Annotated in this window: 13 protein-coding genes; 10 read left to right on the forward strand and 3 right to left on the reverse strand. The window is 47.1% G+C overall.

From position 1 onward, the window contains the following. Positions 1 to 197 precede the first annotated feature (197 nt). Positions 198 to 650, reverse strand: coding sequence for a GNAT family N-acetyltransferase (locus ACR6Z4_RS28360; protein ID WP_479720708.1), 453 nt, complete (start codon positions 648 to 650; stop codon positions 198 to 200). A gap of 81 nt (positions 651 to 731) precedes the next feature. Continuing rightward, positions 732 to 971: a hypothetical protein gene (locus ACR6Z4_RS28365; RefSeq protein WP_479720709.1), complete on the reverse strand. Its 240-nt coding sequence runs from the start codon at positions 969 to 971 to the stop codon at positions 732 to 734. 521 nt (positions 972 to 1,492) lie between these two features. On the opposite strand from ACR6Z4_RS28365, the gene ACR6Z4_RS28370 reads away from it, so the two are divergent. The 10 genes from ACR6Z4_RS28370 to hflX all read left to right on the forward strand — a co-directional run bounded on the left by ACR6Z4_RS28370 (position 1,493) and on the right by hflX (position 14,308). After that, complete coding sequence (locus tag ACR6Z4_RS28370; protein ID WP_479720710.1) at positions 1,493 to 1,798, forward strand: lasso peptide biosynthesis PqqD family chaperone; 306 nt, start codon at positions 1,493 to 1,495, stop codon at positions 1,796 to 1,798. Then, the gene (locus ACR6Z4_RS28375; protein WP_479720711.1) at positions 1,782 to 2,228 is read left to right on the forward strand and encodes a lasso peptide biosynthesis B2 protein; all 447 of its coding nucleotides are present in this window, start codon (positions 1,782 to 1,784) and stop codon (positions 2,226 to 2,228) included. The genes ACR6Z4_RS28370 and ACR6Z4_RS28375 overlap by 17 nt, the downstream gene beginning before the upstream one ends. Further along, complete coding sequence (locus ACR6Z4_RS28380; RefSeq protein WP_479720712.1) at positions 2,225 to 4,126, forward strand: lasso peptide isopeptide bond-forming cyclase; 1,902 nt, start codon at positions 2,225 to 2,227, stop codon at positions 4,124 to 4,126. The genes ACR6Z4_RS28375 and ACR6Z4_RS28380 overlap by 4 nt, the downstream gene beginning before the upstream one ends. Before the next feature lie 363 nt (positions 4,127 to 4,489). Next, positions 4,490 to 4,621: a lasso peptide gene (locus tag ACR6Z4_RS28385; RefSeq protein WP_479720713.1), complete on the forward strand. Its 132-nt coding sequence runs from the start codon at positions 4,490 to 4,492 to the stop codon at positions 4,619 to 4,621. Between the two features lie 257 nt (positions 4,622 to 4,878). Continuing rightward, a complete protein-coding gene (locus ACR6Z4_RS28390; RefSeq protein WP_479720714.1) occupies positions 4,879 to 5,820 on the forward strand; it encodes a hypothetical protein in 942 nt (313 codons plus the stop codon). A gap of 92 nt (positions 5,821 to 5,912) precedes the next feature. After that, positions 5,913 to 6,740: an SAM-dependent methyltransferase gene (locus ACR6Z4_RS28395; RefSeq protein WP_479720715.1), complete on the forward strand. Its 828-nt coding sequence runs from the start codon at positions 5,913 to 5,915 to the stop codon at positions 6,738 to 6,740. Between the two features lie 27 nt (positions 6,741 to 6,767). Beyond that, positions 6,768 to 8,660 (forward strand): ABC transporter ATP-binding protein, encoded by a 1,893-nt coding sequence (locus ACR6Z4_RS28400; protein WP_479720716.1) that lies wholly within the window; start codon positions 6,768 to 6,770, stop codon positions 8,658 to 8,660. A 113-nt stretch (positions 8,661 to 8,773) separates the two neighbouring features. Then, entirely contained in the window at positions 8,774 to 10,081 is a 1,308-nt protein-coding gene (locus tag ACR6Z4_RS28405) for a nucleotidyltransferase domain-containing protein (RefSeq protein WP_479720717.1), read from the forward strand. A 786-nt stretch (positions 10,082 to 10,867) separates the two neighbouring features. After that, complete coding sequence (locus ACR6Z4_RS28410; RefSeq protein WP_479720718.1) at positions 10,868 to 12,292, forward strand: sugar transferase; 1,425 nt, start codon at positions 10,868 to 10,870, stop codon at positions 12,290 to 12,292. 276 nt (positions 12,293 to 12,568) lie between these two features. Next, positions 12,569 to 14,308, forward strand: coding sequence for a GTPase HflX (gene hflX / locus ACR6Z4_RS28415; RefSeq protein WP_479720737.1), 1,740 nt, complete (start codon positions 12,569 to 12,571; stop codon positions 14,306 to 14,308). Here hflX and ACR6Z4_RS28420 read toward each other — a convergent pair. Further along, a complete protein-coding gene (locus ACR6Z4_RS28420; protein ID WP_479720719.1) occupies positions 14,258 to 15,883 on the reverse strand; it encodes a dolichyl-phosphate-mannose--protein mannosyltransferase in 1,626 nt (541 codons plus the stop codon). The genes hflX and ACR6Z4_RS28420 overlap by 51 nt on opposite strands. Positions 15,884 to 15,973: the final 90 nt, after the last annotated feature.

Genomic DNA, 15,973 nt, shown 5'->3' on the forward strand with positions numbered 1-15,973 from the left:
ATAGCTGTTAGCTAATAGCTGTTAGCCGTTATAGACACTAGCGTCTCATCCAACTCCTCCAAATGCCCCTCTCACATTACCCTTTTCTTCTTTATCTTTCCATCCCCTGATTCAACATGGCTGATGTTAGGGATAAATTTGCCCCTGAAACCAAAGGTTTCAGGGGCAAATTTATCTTGCGGCTAAGACATACCCCCTTATTCCTGTGCCTCTTCATTGCCTTTGCCGATTGGCTTCACCATCCACAGCGATTGAGTCGTATATCCCAATTGTTGATAAAGCTGGAGGGCAGGTTGGTTCTTGGAAAAAACTTGTAGCCCAATCTGACGATCGCCTCTTTGGGTTGCCCAGGTTTCGGCGTGACTCATCAGAGCTGTACCAATGCCCTGACGACGATGGTCGGGGGCGACATAGAGCAAAAAAATATGAGCATGGCGATCGCCCTGGATCTGATCGATCGCATTTCCTAACCAGAGACAGGCGATCGCCGGATTCTGTGGGCTTGCCTGGGGAACGGTTGTTGGATCAGCCGCTGCTGGAGTTGGATAAACCCACCACAGGGGCGTTTCAACTGAGAAGTATTGCTCAACTGTATGCGCCAGATGAACCATGGGTTGATCGGGATACAACTCCAGATATGTGCGCTGCATAAACTTCACCAGCAACGCTCGATCTAACGTTGAGCCAGTGCGCAACGAATAATTGGGGCTAAGCCATTTGACCACGGCAATCTAGATTTGAGGAATTGAGCCTAAGTCTTCTGGCAAACCCTGTATCAAGGTTTTTAGGGCAGGTGGTAAGGTCGGTAGATCGTTGGCGATCGCTTTGATCGGTCGCTGGCTAACTTCTTCGATGGGGGCGGGCGCAGCCATATCTTGAGGCAGAAAAATACGAGCGCTCACCACCAACAACGAAACCAAGAAAATTATTACTACAATTAACGGCGCAATATATTGACGAAAAATAGCCATAACGTCTCAGACTGGAGGACTCTAAGGACTACGTGTCATAAATCGGGATCGGAAGTGACGGAGTTAGGAGGCTATGCCTCTCGCAGAGTTTGACCTCTGCATCCCTATGACGACCCCAATGTATGGCGATATCACTAAGCTTAGAATAATTTCAAGTTTTATAAAGCTTCTTCTCTAATAGTACCCGCTATCCTTATCCGTTTACGAGAAAAATTACTGAGTCAACCCTCTCCTAAACCTCGCAATTGGACTGAGGGTAGCAAATGAGATAGAACCTGTGACGTTTTGGAAGAGTGCAGCGGAGCTGCACTCTTCCAAAACGTGATTCAGATTAATAACCTGTCACGTTTTTTGAGCAAATGACGACAGAGTTGTCGTTTGCTCAAAAAACATTGGAACTACATAAAGATGGGGTTAACCATAAAGAGCGTGTAAAGCAAAAGCTGACTTCCGGAAAACTTTTTGCGTACAAGTACGTATAAACAGCTTTGGCTCTCAACTCTGACAGGAATCCAGTAATTATGAATTGGACTAACACGATTTCAGGTTCCGCCGTGGTCGTTGCCCTGCCCGATCAGATTTCTTCTGATTTGAACGGAGAAACGGTGATTTTGAATATGCAATCGGGCATGTATTTCGGTCTGAATCCAGTTGGCGCACAGATTTGGAATTTGATTCAGCAACCCAGATCGGTAGATGACATTCAAGCTGCCCTGCTAGACGAGTATGACGTTGATCCAGACGTTTGCCGACACGAACTTTATACGTTATTGCAGCAGTTGATTGATCAAAACTTGGTTGAGGTGAAGCATGGAGCGACTGCATAAACTCTTACAGATGAGTAGGAGCGATCGCTTGCTTCTCCTGACCACGTTCATGATGTTGGGATTGATTCGTTTGGGGTTGTGGATACTGCCGTTCAAACAGTTATTAGACTATCTCTCCCAGATCAAACCGTGCGATCGCTTGACTGCAATATCCCATACGATCACCCTGCATAAAATTATTTGGGCAGTCAATGTCAGCAGTCGTTATCTGCCTGGAGACACAAAATGTTTAGCCCGTGCTCTGGCTACTAAAGTTTTACTCAATCAGTATGGATATGCATCTGATTTACGTATTGGTGTTGCCAAGGGCGAACAAGGTAGGCTTCAAGCTCATGCCTGGATCGAATATCAAGGAATAGTTGTGATTGGTAACCTTGACGATCTGTCTCGGTTCATTCCACTACCCAACGCCGAAGGAGTGTGGTTATGAGTGGCATTGCTGGTATTTATCACCTCAATCAACAACCCGTTGATCCAGAGGATATCAAACGCATGGTCGATGTCCTGGCACATCGGGGTACCGATGGCGCATCGTGCTGGGTGGAGGGTGCGGTTGGCTTAGGTCATCGCATGCTGTGGACGACGCCAGAATCATTGTTAGAAAAACTACCCCTGGTTCATCCTCAATCAGGTCGGGTCATAACGGCAGATGCTCGCATTGACAATCGTGAAGAACTGATTGCACTCTTGCAACTCAACCATCAGGCGATTGAGAAAATTACAGATAGTGATTTGATCCTGGCGGCTTATGAAAAATGGGGCGATCGCTGCCCTGAGCATTTATTGGGAGATTTTGCCTTTGCCATTTGGGATGCGCAGCATCAAACCCTCTTCTGTGCTAGAGATCCGATGGGGGTGAAGCCGCTGTATTACTATCACACCGATGATATATGTGTGATTGCATCGGAGGTGAAAGCCATTATTTGCTTGCCCGAGGTGCCTAAAAAACTGAATGAATTAAGGGTGGCTGCTCATCTGCTGGGGTTTGAAGATGGCAAAAGTACATTTTATCAAGCTATTTTGCGTCTTCCTGCGGCACATACCTTAACCATCAGTCCAACCAGAGTGCAATTGCAATCATATTGGTCGGTTGATTATTCACACTATGTCAAACTTTCTTCTAGTGATGAATACGGGGAAGCGTTTCGAGACTTATTCGTCAAGGCTGTCGAGTGTCGAATGCGAAGTGCCTTTCCTGTCGGCACGATGTTAAGTGGGGGGCTAGATTCGTCATCAGTTGCTTGTGTTGCTCGTAATCTCAACGCAACAGATCAACCATTGGCGACGTTTTCTTATATTTTTCCCACCGTATCAGACATTGATCCTAGAATTGACGAACGTCGCTACATTGATGCTGTTTTAGAAACGGGTGGATTTTCTCCTCACTACATTCATGCCGATCGACTAAGCCCACTCTTAGATTTTGATCAAGTAGTTTGGCATATTGATGGTGCATTTCCGGCTGCCAACTTGTTTATGGATTGGGAACTGTTTAAGCAAGCACACCGTCAAAATATTCGGGTTTTATTTACCGGGCATGATGGAGATTCAACGGTATCCCACGGTCATGAAGCCTTGTCTGCTCTCGCTCGTCAGGGTCGCTGGATCAAGCTCATTCGAGAAGCCAAGGGTCTTTCTCAAGTATTTTATGACTCTACAGTTTCTACGAAAAAGTTGATTCAAATTTATGGATTGCAACCACTAATTCCCGGAACCATTCAACGGCTCTGGCAGTCCTTAAAACAAAGCCCATCAGAATCCATCTCCTCTGAAGCCGAATTAATTAATCCTGCATTTGCCAATCGGCTCGGAGTCTCAGATTACATGCGATCGCTCGATCCGCCGCCCGCCAAAAACTCAAAGGAAGAACACTGGCGGAATGTGACATGTGGGTTAATGCAATATGTTTTGCAAACATTGGATGAATTAGCGGCAGCACACTCATTAGAACTTCGTCATCCATTTTGCGATCGCCGCTTGATTGAGTTTTGCCTATCCGTTCCCCCGGAACGAAAGTTGGATCAGGGATGGACGCGTGCCGTCATGCGCAATGCCATGCAGGGTATTCTACCTCCGGCTGTTCAGTGGCGTATGGGAAAAGCGCATCTGGGTTCAAATTTTAGTCTGAAGCTTTTGGAATATGAGCGAGCAACGCTGAATCAAGTTGTTTTACATGACTTAGACCGGGTTGCCGCTTACGTAGACGTTGACAATGTAAGAGCAGCCTATGAGCGCTATCAAGCTCAACCAATGAAGTATAGACATGATGCATTTGTTGTATTTCTGGCAGCTAATTTAGCCCTGTGGCTACAACAGTCAGATCTTTAGGATAGCTAGCTGTTAGCTAATAGCCAATAGCTAACAGCTAACAGCTAACAGCTAACAGCTAACAGCTAATAGCTAATAGCTAACAGCTAACTCGCAAGCTCCATATACAGAACTGTTATTGAAGCACTTATCGAAAGCTGTATGGGTCTGAGGAATGTTTGGAAGATTTCAAGTTTGAACGCTTCCTTTCCCTTGGTTCCATACCCCAATCGAAAGTGTATAGCGGTATCCAAATCAGTGAAGACGGGGTGTAGGAGCAAAATCCCGACCTGGGGCAAAGCTTTCATACGTCTTGTTCTCCACTCAATGGCGATCGCTATATTTGACCCAAAACAACTCACCTTTTAACAAGGAGAATCTGTCATGAAAAAGACATGGATCACCCCCGAACTAACCGTCCACGGTGCTGTTGAAAAAATCACCGAGCAGCGTACCAAGTCCAAGCGTCGTGGCTTTGGTGACGACTTTGCCGTGACGATTTCTTCCATCGGCTAAGACCGTCCTGCATGCTGGCAGCATTCAAGCACACATCGGTTTTGTTTGAATCAGCTAACAATGCGTTGCTAGGTATCAAACACTAAATTTTGAGGATCACCTCCTTTTGAGGCAATGCCTCTAACCCACCGTGGGTCAAAGTTTAATGTTTGAAACACTGGTTAAGGATGATCGATCAATCCAGTTAACCTTCTACCCGGAAGCAGGAGATCCCCTCTTCTGCTTCTTTCTCTATCCCAAGCGTGTGGAGTCAAGGAATGTTTTCTTATTTTGCTTACGGTTTAGGGATTCATTCAGAACTAGCATTAGCTGAATTTGTCCCAATGGATTCAGCCTGTGATGTACGAATTTACTTAGACCGAAGCGATCGCCTCAAGCACGAACTCAAGGCGTTGCAGCAATCTGATGCTCCCTGGTTGTGTCAGCACTCTGAAACAGAAATCATTTACTCCGTTAAACATGCAGGTGTGTTTAGTGTACGGCAGGGTCAAGAAGTGGCGATCGCCCCATTACCCGGTGTAGAAGACCGACTACTCAGCCTTCATCTCACAGGCTCTATCATGGCGTTTATCAGTTATCAACGGGGTTTGTTACCCCTTCACGCCAGTGCGATACAACTCCACCATCAAGTGGCAGCATTTTTAGGAGAATCAGGTGCTGGAAAATCTTCAACAGCGGCATCCCTCAATGCCCGTGGACATACTCTCGTCACCGATGATGTATTGCCAGTTCAATCCAATACGGCTGACGTACAAGTTTTTTCTGCCTTCCCTCAGCTCAAACTAGATCCCGCCGTTGCTAGCACGTTGGGATATAATCCCAATTCATTATTAACGCTTCATCCGCGATTGCCTAAATTAGGGCATCGAGTTGCCAATCAAATTGCCCAGACTGCTCTGCCCTTAAAAGCAATTTATGTTTTAGAAGATGGCGTAGATGTGCAGATCGAACCGATTCAATCTCAAGCAGCCTTTATCGAATTAATCAAGCATGCCTATGGTATTCGTGCGTTGCAATCTATCAGTAGCTCTGCTGCCTTTTTTGATCACTGCACGGTTTTAGCCAAAACGGTGAATGTTTATCGGCTGATTCGTCCTCGCTGTCTAGCTCAACTACCCGAACTCGCAGAGTCAATCGAAACACACTTCCTACACCAAAACCTACCCCATAGCAATCAGCAGTGTTTAATAGCGGGATGAATTTGGACGTGAAATCTTTAGTTTCACGTCCAAATTCATCCCCAACCCCGACAACGCCTCCAATCTGGCTGACGTTACTGCTACATAACCTGATGAATACTCAAAAGCATGCTTTAGAATTAAAAATTTATCTTTTTTCCCATCGCCAACTAGAGTCCTTTCAGCGATTTTTAGAACGGATCTTTATTTTCTTGAGTGCTGTATTCAATGGATTTTGGCTCGGTATTTTGGGTCGAGCCGCCCTCCATCTCATCGATCAGGTGTACTACGACAACAGTCAAACCTACGATGACCATCGTTATCGAGATGAAACCTATAACCGAAAAGGGTTATGGGCATGGGAACAAAAGATTATTGATCACTACTTTCAATCCTGTAAACACCTATTGTTACTCAGCGTTGGGGGTGGTAGAGAAGTTTTAGCGCTGAGTCAATTGGGATATGAAGTCGATGGCTTTGAATGCAACCCTCATTTAGTTGAATTTGCCAATGAATTAATTGCTAAAGAGGGCTTCAATGCCTTAGTCAAACTCTCACCCCGTGATGATTCTCCCGTATTAGCAAAAACCTATGACGGCATCATTGTGGGTTGGGGAGCCTATATGCTGATTCAGGGTCGAGACAAAAGAATTGCGTTGCTTACAAAGCTCCGATCAGCCCTGCAAACCGGATCACCCATTCTGATTTCCTTTTTTCTTCGTCCTCAGTCCAGCACATATTTCAAGCTGGTTTATGTCGTTGGCAATCTGATTCGCTGGATCTTGAGACAAGACCCGTTAGAACTGGGAGACAATCTTGCCCCCAATTACGTTCATCACTTTACTCAAACAGAAATAGAAAGTGAGTTACAGGCAAGCGGATTTCAATTAGCACTGTATTCGACCGAAACCTATGGTCATGCCGTGGGTATCGCGGTCTAACTGATTCAAAATCCATGTAAGTATCTTATGTCTGCAATCAATGCTCAGAAACAAAATCGAACGTTTGCGGCTAAACTTCATCGAACTTTAGCCCAACTTTCTTATTTTCCGCAAACGTTTCAGTTGATTTGGGCAGCGTCACGCCACTGGACATCGGCATGGATCGGATTATTGATACTTCAAGGGGTGCTTCCGGCTGCTACTGTTTACCTGACCCGCACGTTGGTAGACCGACTGGTGGCGATCGTAGGAGCCGGAATTAGCTGGGACAACATTCAAACGATTCTGCTTCCCGGCATATTGATGATGGCTGTCGTGCTTTCTACCGAACTGCTACAAGGGATAGGAGAATGGGTACGAACTGCGCAATCTGAACTCGTGCAAGATTACATCAGCGCATTAATTCATCGGCAATCGATCGCCATTGATTATGGCTGCTATGAATCATCAGACTATAACGACTATCTCGATCGCGCCCGCAATGGTGCCAGCAATCGTTCTCTTGCCCTTCTAGAAAACGCTGGTAGCCTATTGCAAAACAGCATCACTTTGTTTGCCATGGCAGCCATTTTAATTCCCTATGGGTTATGGTTGCCCGTGGTTTTATTTGCCAGTGCCTTACCCGCATTCTATGTTGCCCTGCGGGTGAATTTAGACCAATACCGATGGTCACACCGGACAACGGTCGATCGACGACGCTTGCAATATTATGAATTGATGTTGACGGATAGTTGGACAGCAGCTGAGTTGCGCTTGTTTAACTTTGGAGATTACTTTCAATCTGCCTATCAAACCTTGCGGCGACGGTTGCGGGCAGAGCAAATGAAGCTGATTCGTGACCAAAGTTTAAGCCGTTTAGGGGCAGGGCTGGTTGCTCTGGTGGTGACAGGGTTGGCGATCGCCTGGATTGGGCGACAAGTCTTGCTCGGCATCCTCACATTGGGGGATTTAGCCTTGTTTTACCAGGCGTTTAATCGGGGACAAAGCATCATCAAGTCGCTCTTAAGCAATGTCGGGCAGATTCATAAAAATAGTTTGTTTATCGGCAATCTGTTTGAATTTCTCCATCTGCAACCTGAAATTATCGATCCAGATCAACCGTTGCCTGTACCAACGCCTATTCGTCAATCCATTCAATTTCAAAACATTACGTTTCGCTATCCCGGTAGCCCAGACGCAGTTCTAGAAAACTTTAGCTTAACGATCCCAGCCGGAAAAATCGTTGCCATTGTCGGTGATAATGGTGCCGGGAAAAGCACGTTAATTAAACTCCTGTGCCGATTTTATGATCCCGACACCGGGTACGTTGCCATCGATGGCACTAATCTACGTGACTTTGCGATCGCCCAACTCCGACGAGCCATCACCGTCTTGTTTCAGTTTCCTTTTCCTTACCATGTGACAGCAGCTCAAAATATTACTTTAGGTGATTTATCCGCTGTTCCCAGCCCTGGAGAAATTGAGGCAGCGGCTAGAGGTGCCGGTATTCATGAAAAAATTACGCGATTGCAGCACGGATATGATTCTCTTTTAGGGAAATGGTTTCCGGGGGGCACCGATTTAAGCGGTGGCGAATGGCAGCGGCTAGCGCTGGCACGGGCTTTTTATCGACAAGCTCAGATCATCATTTTGGATGAACCGACGAGTGCCATGGATCCGTGGGCAGAGTTTGACTGGCTAGAACGATTTCGGACTATGGCAAATGGTCGTACTGCCATCGTTATTACCCATCGGTTTACCCTGGCAATGCGGGCAGATGTGATTCATGTGATGCGTGCCGGACAGATTGTTGAAACCGGAAGCCACGACGAGTTGTTGGAGCTAAATGGACTTTATGCCCAATCCTGGCGATCGCAGATGCAGAGTAATCCAGATACTTCATCATCTGACGATATCTTACCTCTATCTAAATTGAAGTAGTACATATAGCAATCTCAATTGCGCGACGTACAAGTTTTTGTGAGAGAGCCGCGCTCTGCGCGGCTCTCTCACAAAAACCGTAATTTACCCAGGCGCGAAGCGCTATAGTTCGCATGAAAACGATATCACCTTCCATTGCCCTTGACCCCTTAACCATTTCCAGCCCATCTGGAATTCCTACAGAGATCGAGTTGATTTTTTGCTGTGCCCGTACGCAGATTGAGCCTGAAATTGCTCACCGAATTCAGGGTTTACTGCAAGCAGATATTGATTGGGACTATGTGTTAAAACTAGCCATTGGGCATCGTGTGTTGCCTTTGGTATATAAAAGTCTATGTACCATTCAATCAGATGCCATTCCAGCTGATTTTTTCGCTGAGCTGCACGAATTTTTTCAAGATAATCTTCTGCGCAATCTCAGTCTTACGAGGGAGGCAGTTCGCCTCATTGATTTATTACAACAACAAGGAATCAATGCGATCGCCTTTAAAGGTGTAGCGTTAACCTTATCCGTGTATGGAGATATTGCCTTACGACAATTTGATGATTTAGATATTTTGGTTTCAAAACAAGATTTTCTTAAGGCAAGAAATGTATTAATTGCTTCGGGTGACTATCAACAACCTAACCCTTCCCACTTTCTGACGGTGGAAGAAGAAGCGACTTACTTGCAAGCCCATTGTGAGTGTTCGTTGCTCCATCAAAATGAACAATTTTCAGTTGATCTGCACCAAGAATTAACTGGAGGTGTATTTTTATCATATCCATTTGAGTTTGAGACGCTCTATCAGCGCCTGGTGCCAGTATCCAGTCGGAATCAATTACTTAGCTTATGTCCCGAAGATTTACTTCTATACTTATGTGTGCATGGTGCTAAAAGTTTATGGGAACGATTGGCATGGATCTGTGACATTGCCGAGTTAATTCGCACTCATCCCGAAATTGACTGGGAAATGCTACTTCAAACTGCTCGCCAGGTCGGTCTCGAACGAATGCTTTTATTAGGGCTATGTTTAACTCAAACCGTTTTAGGAGTCTCTTTAAAAACAGATATAGTAACAAGAATTAAGGCAGACCGTGAGGTTCAAGCCTTAGCCCAGCATGCCTATCACCGACTAGTATCTGGCAACTATGCCCTGACTAAAACTCTAACGTTTGAAAAATTTCGTTTTCAATATCGTTCTATCGAAACATTGGACGAGCAGGTTCAATACTGCTTAAGATGCTTTTTATTTCACGGACTAACACCTGTACGTCGATTGCTGAAACCTACTAGCAAAGACAAGGCATTTTTACTATTACCGCGATCGCTCTATTTTTTGTATTATTTACTACGCCCTGTGCGATTGCTAGGTAGTTTGAAAGCTTTGCTCTGCGAGTGGTGGCTGAACAGACAAAAATCGATACCACCCACGGTTTAAGTTACTTGATCCGGTAGAGCCATCCTATTAAACCTCATAAAGAGTTGCGATCGCCTATGCCTTTAGGTATAGAAAGAAACAGAAATATCTACACTCTATTGTTAATCTGAAAATTGAGTTTTTGTTCAGGAACTTACGCGATACATTTTGAATCTGGATATGAGATGGATGATTCTGAAGAATGTTTCAGAATTTTTATCAGAGCAAATGAAGATTGAATGAAACAAACTAAGATTGGGTGCGTCTATCAGTGTGATTCAATCACTTTTGAACCGAAATCATCAGGCATCAACGCATCTGTCCACTCTTAGACTCTTAAGCAATCAGATCACTTAGTCCATCACGTTAAAAGGATTGCAATTTCAGAGTACATAGAGCTTGATCGATTGGTTTAAGAGTTCAAGCTTCAGTCTTAGGATGCATTCACACACAACCAGTAGATATTTGACTTAGTCATTGGGTGTCGGGTAGTGACTTTTGTAGAAACACAAAACGGACAGCGTTAATCAATCAGGGGCTTAATTTTGAGGTGCAAGATTGAACTCTCTACGGAGAACGTCAACCTTCACATCCCCGGTCAATAATTCGGTGTCATTAAAACCCAAATCTAAAATCCTGTGCCGCCCAAGCGGCGGAAACCATAGAGTTCTAAGATTTCACGGTTAATGATGATTCTCTACTTATTGATCAACCCTAGCTACAAAAAGCATTACTAAGATCATGATTCACTGATTCCTAAGGTGTCTATCTGCCGCATGTGTTATGCCCACAACATGGAGCTTCAAGATGTCCCCTTACGTTACTTCACCTGGTCGAACGGAGTCAGATTTACGGTCTCCAAGCTTTGCTAGACTACGTCGTGGTATTGCTGGAGGTTGGCTCCGCGTCCTCACTCTCATTCTATTAGATGCGTCCCTTCTCTATTTGGCATGGCAGGTGACAGCGGTCTATGCACATCACCCCAGTTTAAATTGGGAAGCACAGCTAACACTGGTTGGCATTGAGATTGGCATCATTGCCGCAAGAGGGTTGTACAAACCTGGAGACAAGCGGCGCGACTTTTTAGGCTTGATTAAAGCCCTGAGTCTGGCTCAACTTGTATTTCTCCTCAATCCTCTGCCGTTCAATTTTATTAATTTCGAAGAGGCTGCATCCCGTTCCAACTTTCCCTTATTTTGGTTGTTCAGCATTCTCTTTACCTTTGTCGGTCGGGGGTTTGCCGACCTGGCAACAGACTATATTCGCAGTCGAGGTGTTGCCTGCTATCCCGTTTTTTTGATTTCTGATCTCGACGATCGCAGCCAAGCCATCGACATGATTAACCATGAACGTCGCTACGACATTATTGGCATGATGGATGCTCGGTCGTTGGATTGGGCAAAACGAGATGCAACCTTTGCCAAATTACGCAGATTAGGAGTCACAGAAGCATTCGTGGCCTGGGACGCCATCAAAAATCGATTGTTTTTGTGCTGGCACTTCCAGACCGCAGGTATCACGTTACACATTCTGCCAATTGGCATAGAACCCTTGTTTAAAGGATCTAACTTTTGGATGATTGGCGGCTGTCCTGCGCCAACATTTCCATCGACTGTGATTACGGGGCTTGATTTTTGGATCAAACGGACGTTTGATTTCTGCTCGGCGCTGTTGCTGTTGATTGCCGCATCCCCCATCTATTTGGCGATCGCCCTGTTGATTAAACTTGATTCACCGGGTCCCATTTTCTACAAACAAACACGAATCGGCTTACACAGCAAGCCCTTCAAGGTATGGAAGTTTCGCACCATGGTAACCAATGCGGACAAATTACAGAAGCAAATGGAAACCCTGAATGAAACAGATGATGGGATTTTGTTCAAGATTAAAGATGACCCTCGTGTGACCCGTGTCGGCAAAATTTTGCGCCGCTATAGCCTGGATGAATTACCGCAAATTTTCAATGTCCTGTTTGGCGAAATGAGCCTGGTGGGACCCCGCCCGCTACCCTTGCGAGACGTCAAGCAGTTTAGCCAACACCACTTTATTCGCCAGGAAGTATTACCGGGAATTACGGGACTGTGGCAAGTTTCAGGACGCTCAGACATTGTTAATTTTGAAGATGTGCTGCGGCTAGATTTGACTTACATCGAAAACTGGTCACTGTGGCTAGATCTAAAAATCTTGCTCCAAACCGTACGGGTGGTGCTTCACAAAACAGGCGCATATTAAGACCACAGGGCGCAAACCACAGGACGCAAAGCATTGTAGGTCATGATGTTGGGGGTGTGGGCAAAGCCCACGCCCCCAACATCATGACCTATCATGCAAATCTAAATTAAACCTTAAGACAAAAGCTATGTTGCAGGGCAGAATGCTGTAACTGCACTGATTGCACCAGTTTTGGGCAATCTCACACGGACTTATACCCCTGATCCCGGTTGATCAGCTTACCGATAAAATAAAGGAAGTTGTCATTGGGAGCCAGCCTGGCTGGGTCAAACGCCTATCGAAACTATCTACGGACATCTTCAGGGTCTTAAGACAAATCAAATCAAACAATTGCAGCGCCTTTATAACCAACGCTTACCGGGCGATCGCTTCACAACGCCCGAATTTGCTCAGCGGATTGCGGCAATTAGTACAGAAATTGGGCAGTCCGTTTGTGTGTACATCAACCGCCGGGGGCAGGTCATCCGGGTGGGGGTTGGCGGTGTTCGGCAGACTCAAATTCCGTTGTTAGAGTTACCGCGCTACGGTGCCGAACGACTTTGCGGCATTCGTTGCATTGCTACGGAGCTAAAAGCAGAACCGCCCAGCGATGCAACCCTGACGGCAATGGCATTGCAACGGTTAGATGCATTGGTGGTTTTAGGATTATCCGGTGAGGGATTCCAGCGTCGGGGTGGCGGGGCGGCAGGCTATGTGCAGTCGGTCTATTTAGCCCATTTGGTGCCTCACCCAGAAGTCAATTGGACGGTTTCACCCGCCCTCAGCTTGGACGATCTCAGCCAGCAAGACTTTTTGGAGTTAACCGAGAGTCTAGAGGAAGAATTTCGCCGGGAGTACGTGGCTCGTCAGGTCAGCCCCGATCGCGATCGCGCCCTACTGGTCGGTGTAAAAACCGATCGTGCCGAACCCCAACAGTTTCAAGATGGGCTGACCGAATTAGCTCGCCTGGTGGATACAGCCGGTGGCGAGGTGTTGCAGGTGTTGCAGCAAAAGCGTCCTCGTCCCCATCCGCAAACGGTCGTGGGCGAAGGGAAAGTCCAGGAAATTGCTCTGACTGCGCAGACGTTGGGTGCCAATCTGGTCGTTTTTGACCGTGACCTATCGCCTTCGCAGGTGCGCAACTTGGAAGCGCAGATTGGCGTCAGGGTGGTCGATCGCACCGAGGTCATTCTCGATATTTTTGCGCAACGCGCCAAATCTGGTGCCGGTAAGCTTCAGGTCGAACTGGCACAGTTAGAATATATGTTGCCTCGGCTGAGCGGACGAGGGCACAGTATGTCGCGATTGGGCGGTGGTATTGGCACTCGGGGCCCAGGTGAAACCAAGCTAGAAACTGAGCGGCGGGCAATTCAGCGGCGGATTTCTCACTTGCAACGAGAGGTCAATCAGCTCCAGGCACATCGCGCCCGGATGCGGCAACGACGACAGCACGAAGAAGTTCCTTCTGTGGCGATCGTTGGCTATACCAATGCCGGAAAGTCTACCCTGCTCAACATTTTGACCCATGCCGAGGTGTATACCGCAGACCAACTGTTTGCCACCCTCGATCCTACGACTCGACGATTGGTGATCACGGATGCCCTGACCCATGAATCCGTGCCGATTGTGCTAACCGACACGGTTGGGTTTATTCACGAACTGCCCCCCTCGCTGGCAGATGCCTTCCGCGCCACCTTAGAAGAAGTCACAGAGGCGGATGCCTTGTTGCATGTGGTGGATCTGTCTCACCCGGCATGGCAGAGCCAAATTCGTGCGGTGATGGGAATTTTGTCAGAAATGCCGGTGACACCGGGGCCTGCCCTGCTGGCATTTAACAAAATTGATCAGGTGGATAGTGCCACCCTCAGCCTTGCTACGGATGAATTTCCCAATGCTGTGTTTATTTCAGCCAGCAATCGCTTGGGGTTAGAAACATTGCGTCAACGGTTGGTGCAATTGGTTTACTATGCCACCGAAACCCGGACACTAAATCCAGGAACGCAGCCACATTCGGGCCTGGAAACCTTCCGGGGATAGGGGTAACCCCAGATATAAGGGCAACCAAAAGCAAAACGACAAAACAACAGCCAGAATGATGGCGATCCCCAGCGGTCGCCATTCTAACTGGGGGGTGCGCAGGTTGTAGTCAACCAACAGAGCGATCGCCATCATGGCAAACACCGACGCCCCCATGTAGTGATAAATAAACAGGCAACGGCTCACCCTCGTCCAGGGCAAAAAATTGGCAGCATAGTTGACAACCAGATAGAGCCAGATCCAGAGATGGAGATTACCAGTCAAGCTGGGAGATAAAATCGGTCGTTTGGCTGAGATTGCCTGGATGATGTGACGGGCGATCGCCCCTACCAGTAAACCTGCTACTAAAAAAATGGCGATCGTAGAAAACCACCACAGGATGGGATTGCCCATGCCATGCACATCATAGACCACCGGCTGTTGAACACTATTGACAACAGCCGTCGGGGGTGGCATCACCGTTTGATAGTAATACCCAATAGGCCGCACCATACCCAACCAACTTTGCCAGGTCGAGCAATAGGGATGTTCACTATCGCCACTGCCTAGATTTTGGTGATACCCCAAAATTTGCTGATGCAATTGCCAAAATCCCATATCGGGATTGAGCCACAAATGGGGGCTCCACAACAGGCAATAGACCAGTACGGGCACCCCACCCAAATACAACAACCAGGTCAACGGATGGACTTGAGTCCATTGGGTAAACCAGTTGGGTCGCGATCGCCGATCGTCGGTTCCTGCCAACCTGGCATTGGGGGCAGTTCCCTCAGTCTGTTCGCCCTGACGTAACTGCCACCCACGGATTGCCCAACCCAACCCCCACAAAAAATAGAGTCCCGTCAGGAAAAATAATCCATTCCACTTTACCGACAGCGAGGCTCCAAAGCAGATCCCTGCCAGCAGCAAATTTCCCTGAACAAGCGGCACCTTCAACCGACCTAAACCCTTGCCCTTCTGCCGTTTGGCAGACGCAGAAGATGTCCCCCTGACGGGCTTCGCCTGCGGGCGGATCTGTTTCCGATCCCCCAATCGCTTACCCCTAATCGCTCTCAATACAAAAAACTGACCCAACAAGCCAAAAATCACCAGATAAATATTGATTAACGCATAGCGAGATTCCACCAAAATCAACCCATCCAGGGCAACAAAGAATCCCGCCAGCAACGCATAACTACGGCGATCGCTGAGTTGATACGCCAATCCAGCCACGATCGGGGGAATAAATGAACCCATCAGCGCATTTAGCCACCGATAGGCAACGGTGGGAAGCTGCAAGCTCTCTGCCTGGGTCTGAATGGTGTATTCCCAGGGACTGAGCCGACTTAAACCAATGCCCAACGCAATCAAATACTTACCCAGAGGCGGATGGACATCAAAAAAAGGCGTGTGATGCAGGTAATCGTTGCCATACTTGGCGTAATATACCTCATCAAACACAAGGGTATTAAAGCGACTTAAGCCCCAAAATCGTAAGGCTGCCGACAGGATAAACAACAGCCCCAGCCCCACCCAAAACCATCGGGACGAGATGCGTGACTCCGGTAGGTTTGGTGCAGAAGCAGCGGGTTTCATAGCATTCGAGCCTAGACTAAGCTTTCCCCATTATCCCTTGCCCAGAGTGGGGTTTTAGTTCGGGTGTTAATTTTTAGCAAAAGCGCGCTC

The organism is Calyptranema fuscum S582 (genome assembly GCF_055793305.1).

What these genes read in the sequence shown, in the direction of transcription:
- ACR6Z4_RS28400 (WP_479720716.1), top strand. Translation starts at nt 6,768, where the DNA reads ATGTCTGCAATCAATGCTCAGAAACAAAATCGAACGTTTGCGGCTAAA.
- ACR6Z4_RS28365 (WP_479720709.1), bottom strand. Translation starts at nt 971, where the DNA reads ATGGCTATTTTTCGTCAATATATTGCGCCGTTAATTGTAGTAATAATT.
- ACR6Z4_RS28385 (WP_479720713.1), top strand. Translation starts at nt 4,490, where the DNA reads ATGAAAAAGACATGGATCACCCCCGAACTAACCGTCCACGGTGCTGTT.
- ACR6Z4_RS28380 (WP_479720712.1), top strand. Translation starts at nt 2,225, where the DNA reads ATGAGTGGCATTGCTGGTATTTATCACCTCAATCAACAACCCGTTGAT.
- ACR6Z4_RS28390 (WP_479720714.1), top strand. Translation starts at nt 4,879, where the DNA reads ATGTTTTCTTATTTTGCTTACGGTTTAGGGATTCATTCAGAACTAGCA.
- ACR6Z4_RS28360 (WP_479720708.1), bottom strand. Translation starts at nt 650, where the DNA reads ATGCAGCGCACATATCTGGAGTTGTATCCCGATCAACCCATGGTTCAT.
- ACR6Z4_RS28405 (WP_479720717.1), top strand. Translation starts at nt 8,774, where the DNA reads ATGAAAACGATATCACCTTCCATTGCCCTTGACCCCTTAACCATTTCC.
- ACR6Z4_RS28370 (WP_479720710.1), top strand. Translation starts at nt 1,493, where the DNA reads ATGAATTGGACTAACACGATTTCAGGTTCCGCCGTGGTCGTTGCCCTG.
- ACR6Z4_RS28410 (WP_479720718.1), top strand. Translation starts at nt 10,868, where the DNA reads ATGTCCCCTTACGTTACTTCACCTGGTCGAACGGAGTCAGATTTACGG.
- ACR6Z4_RS28375 (WP_479720711.1), top strand. Translation starts at nt 1,782, where the DNA reads ATGGAGCGACTGCATAAACTCTTACAGATGAGTAGGAGCGATCGCTTG.
- ACR6Z4_RS28420 (WP_479720719.1), bottom strand. Translation starts at nt 15,883, where the DNA reads ATGAAACCCGCTGCTTCTGCACCAAACCTACCGGAGTCACGCATCTCG.
- ACR6Z4_RS28395 (WP_479720715.1), top strand. Translation starts at nt 5,913, where the DNA reads ATGAATACTCAAAAGCATGCTTTAGAATTAAAAATTTATCTTTTTTCC.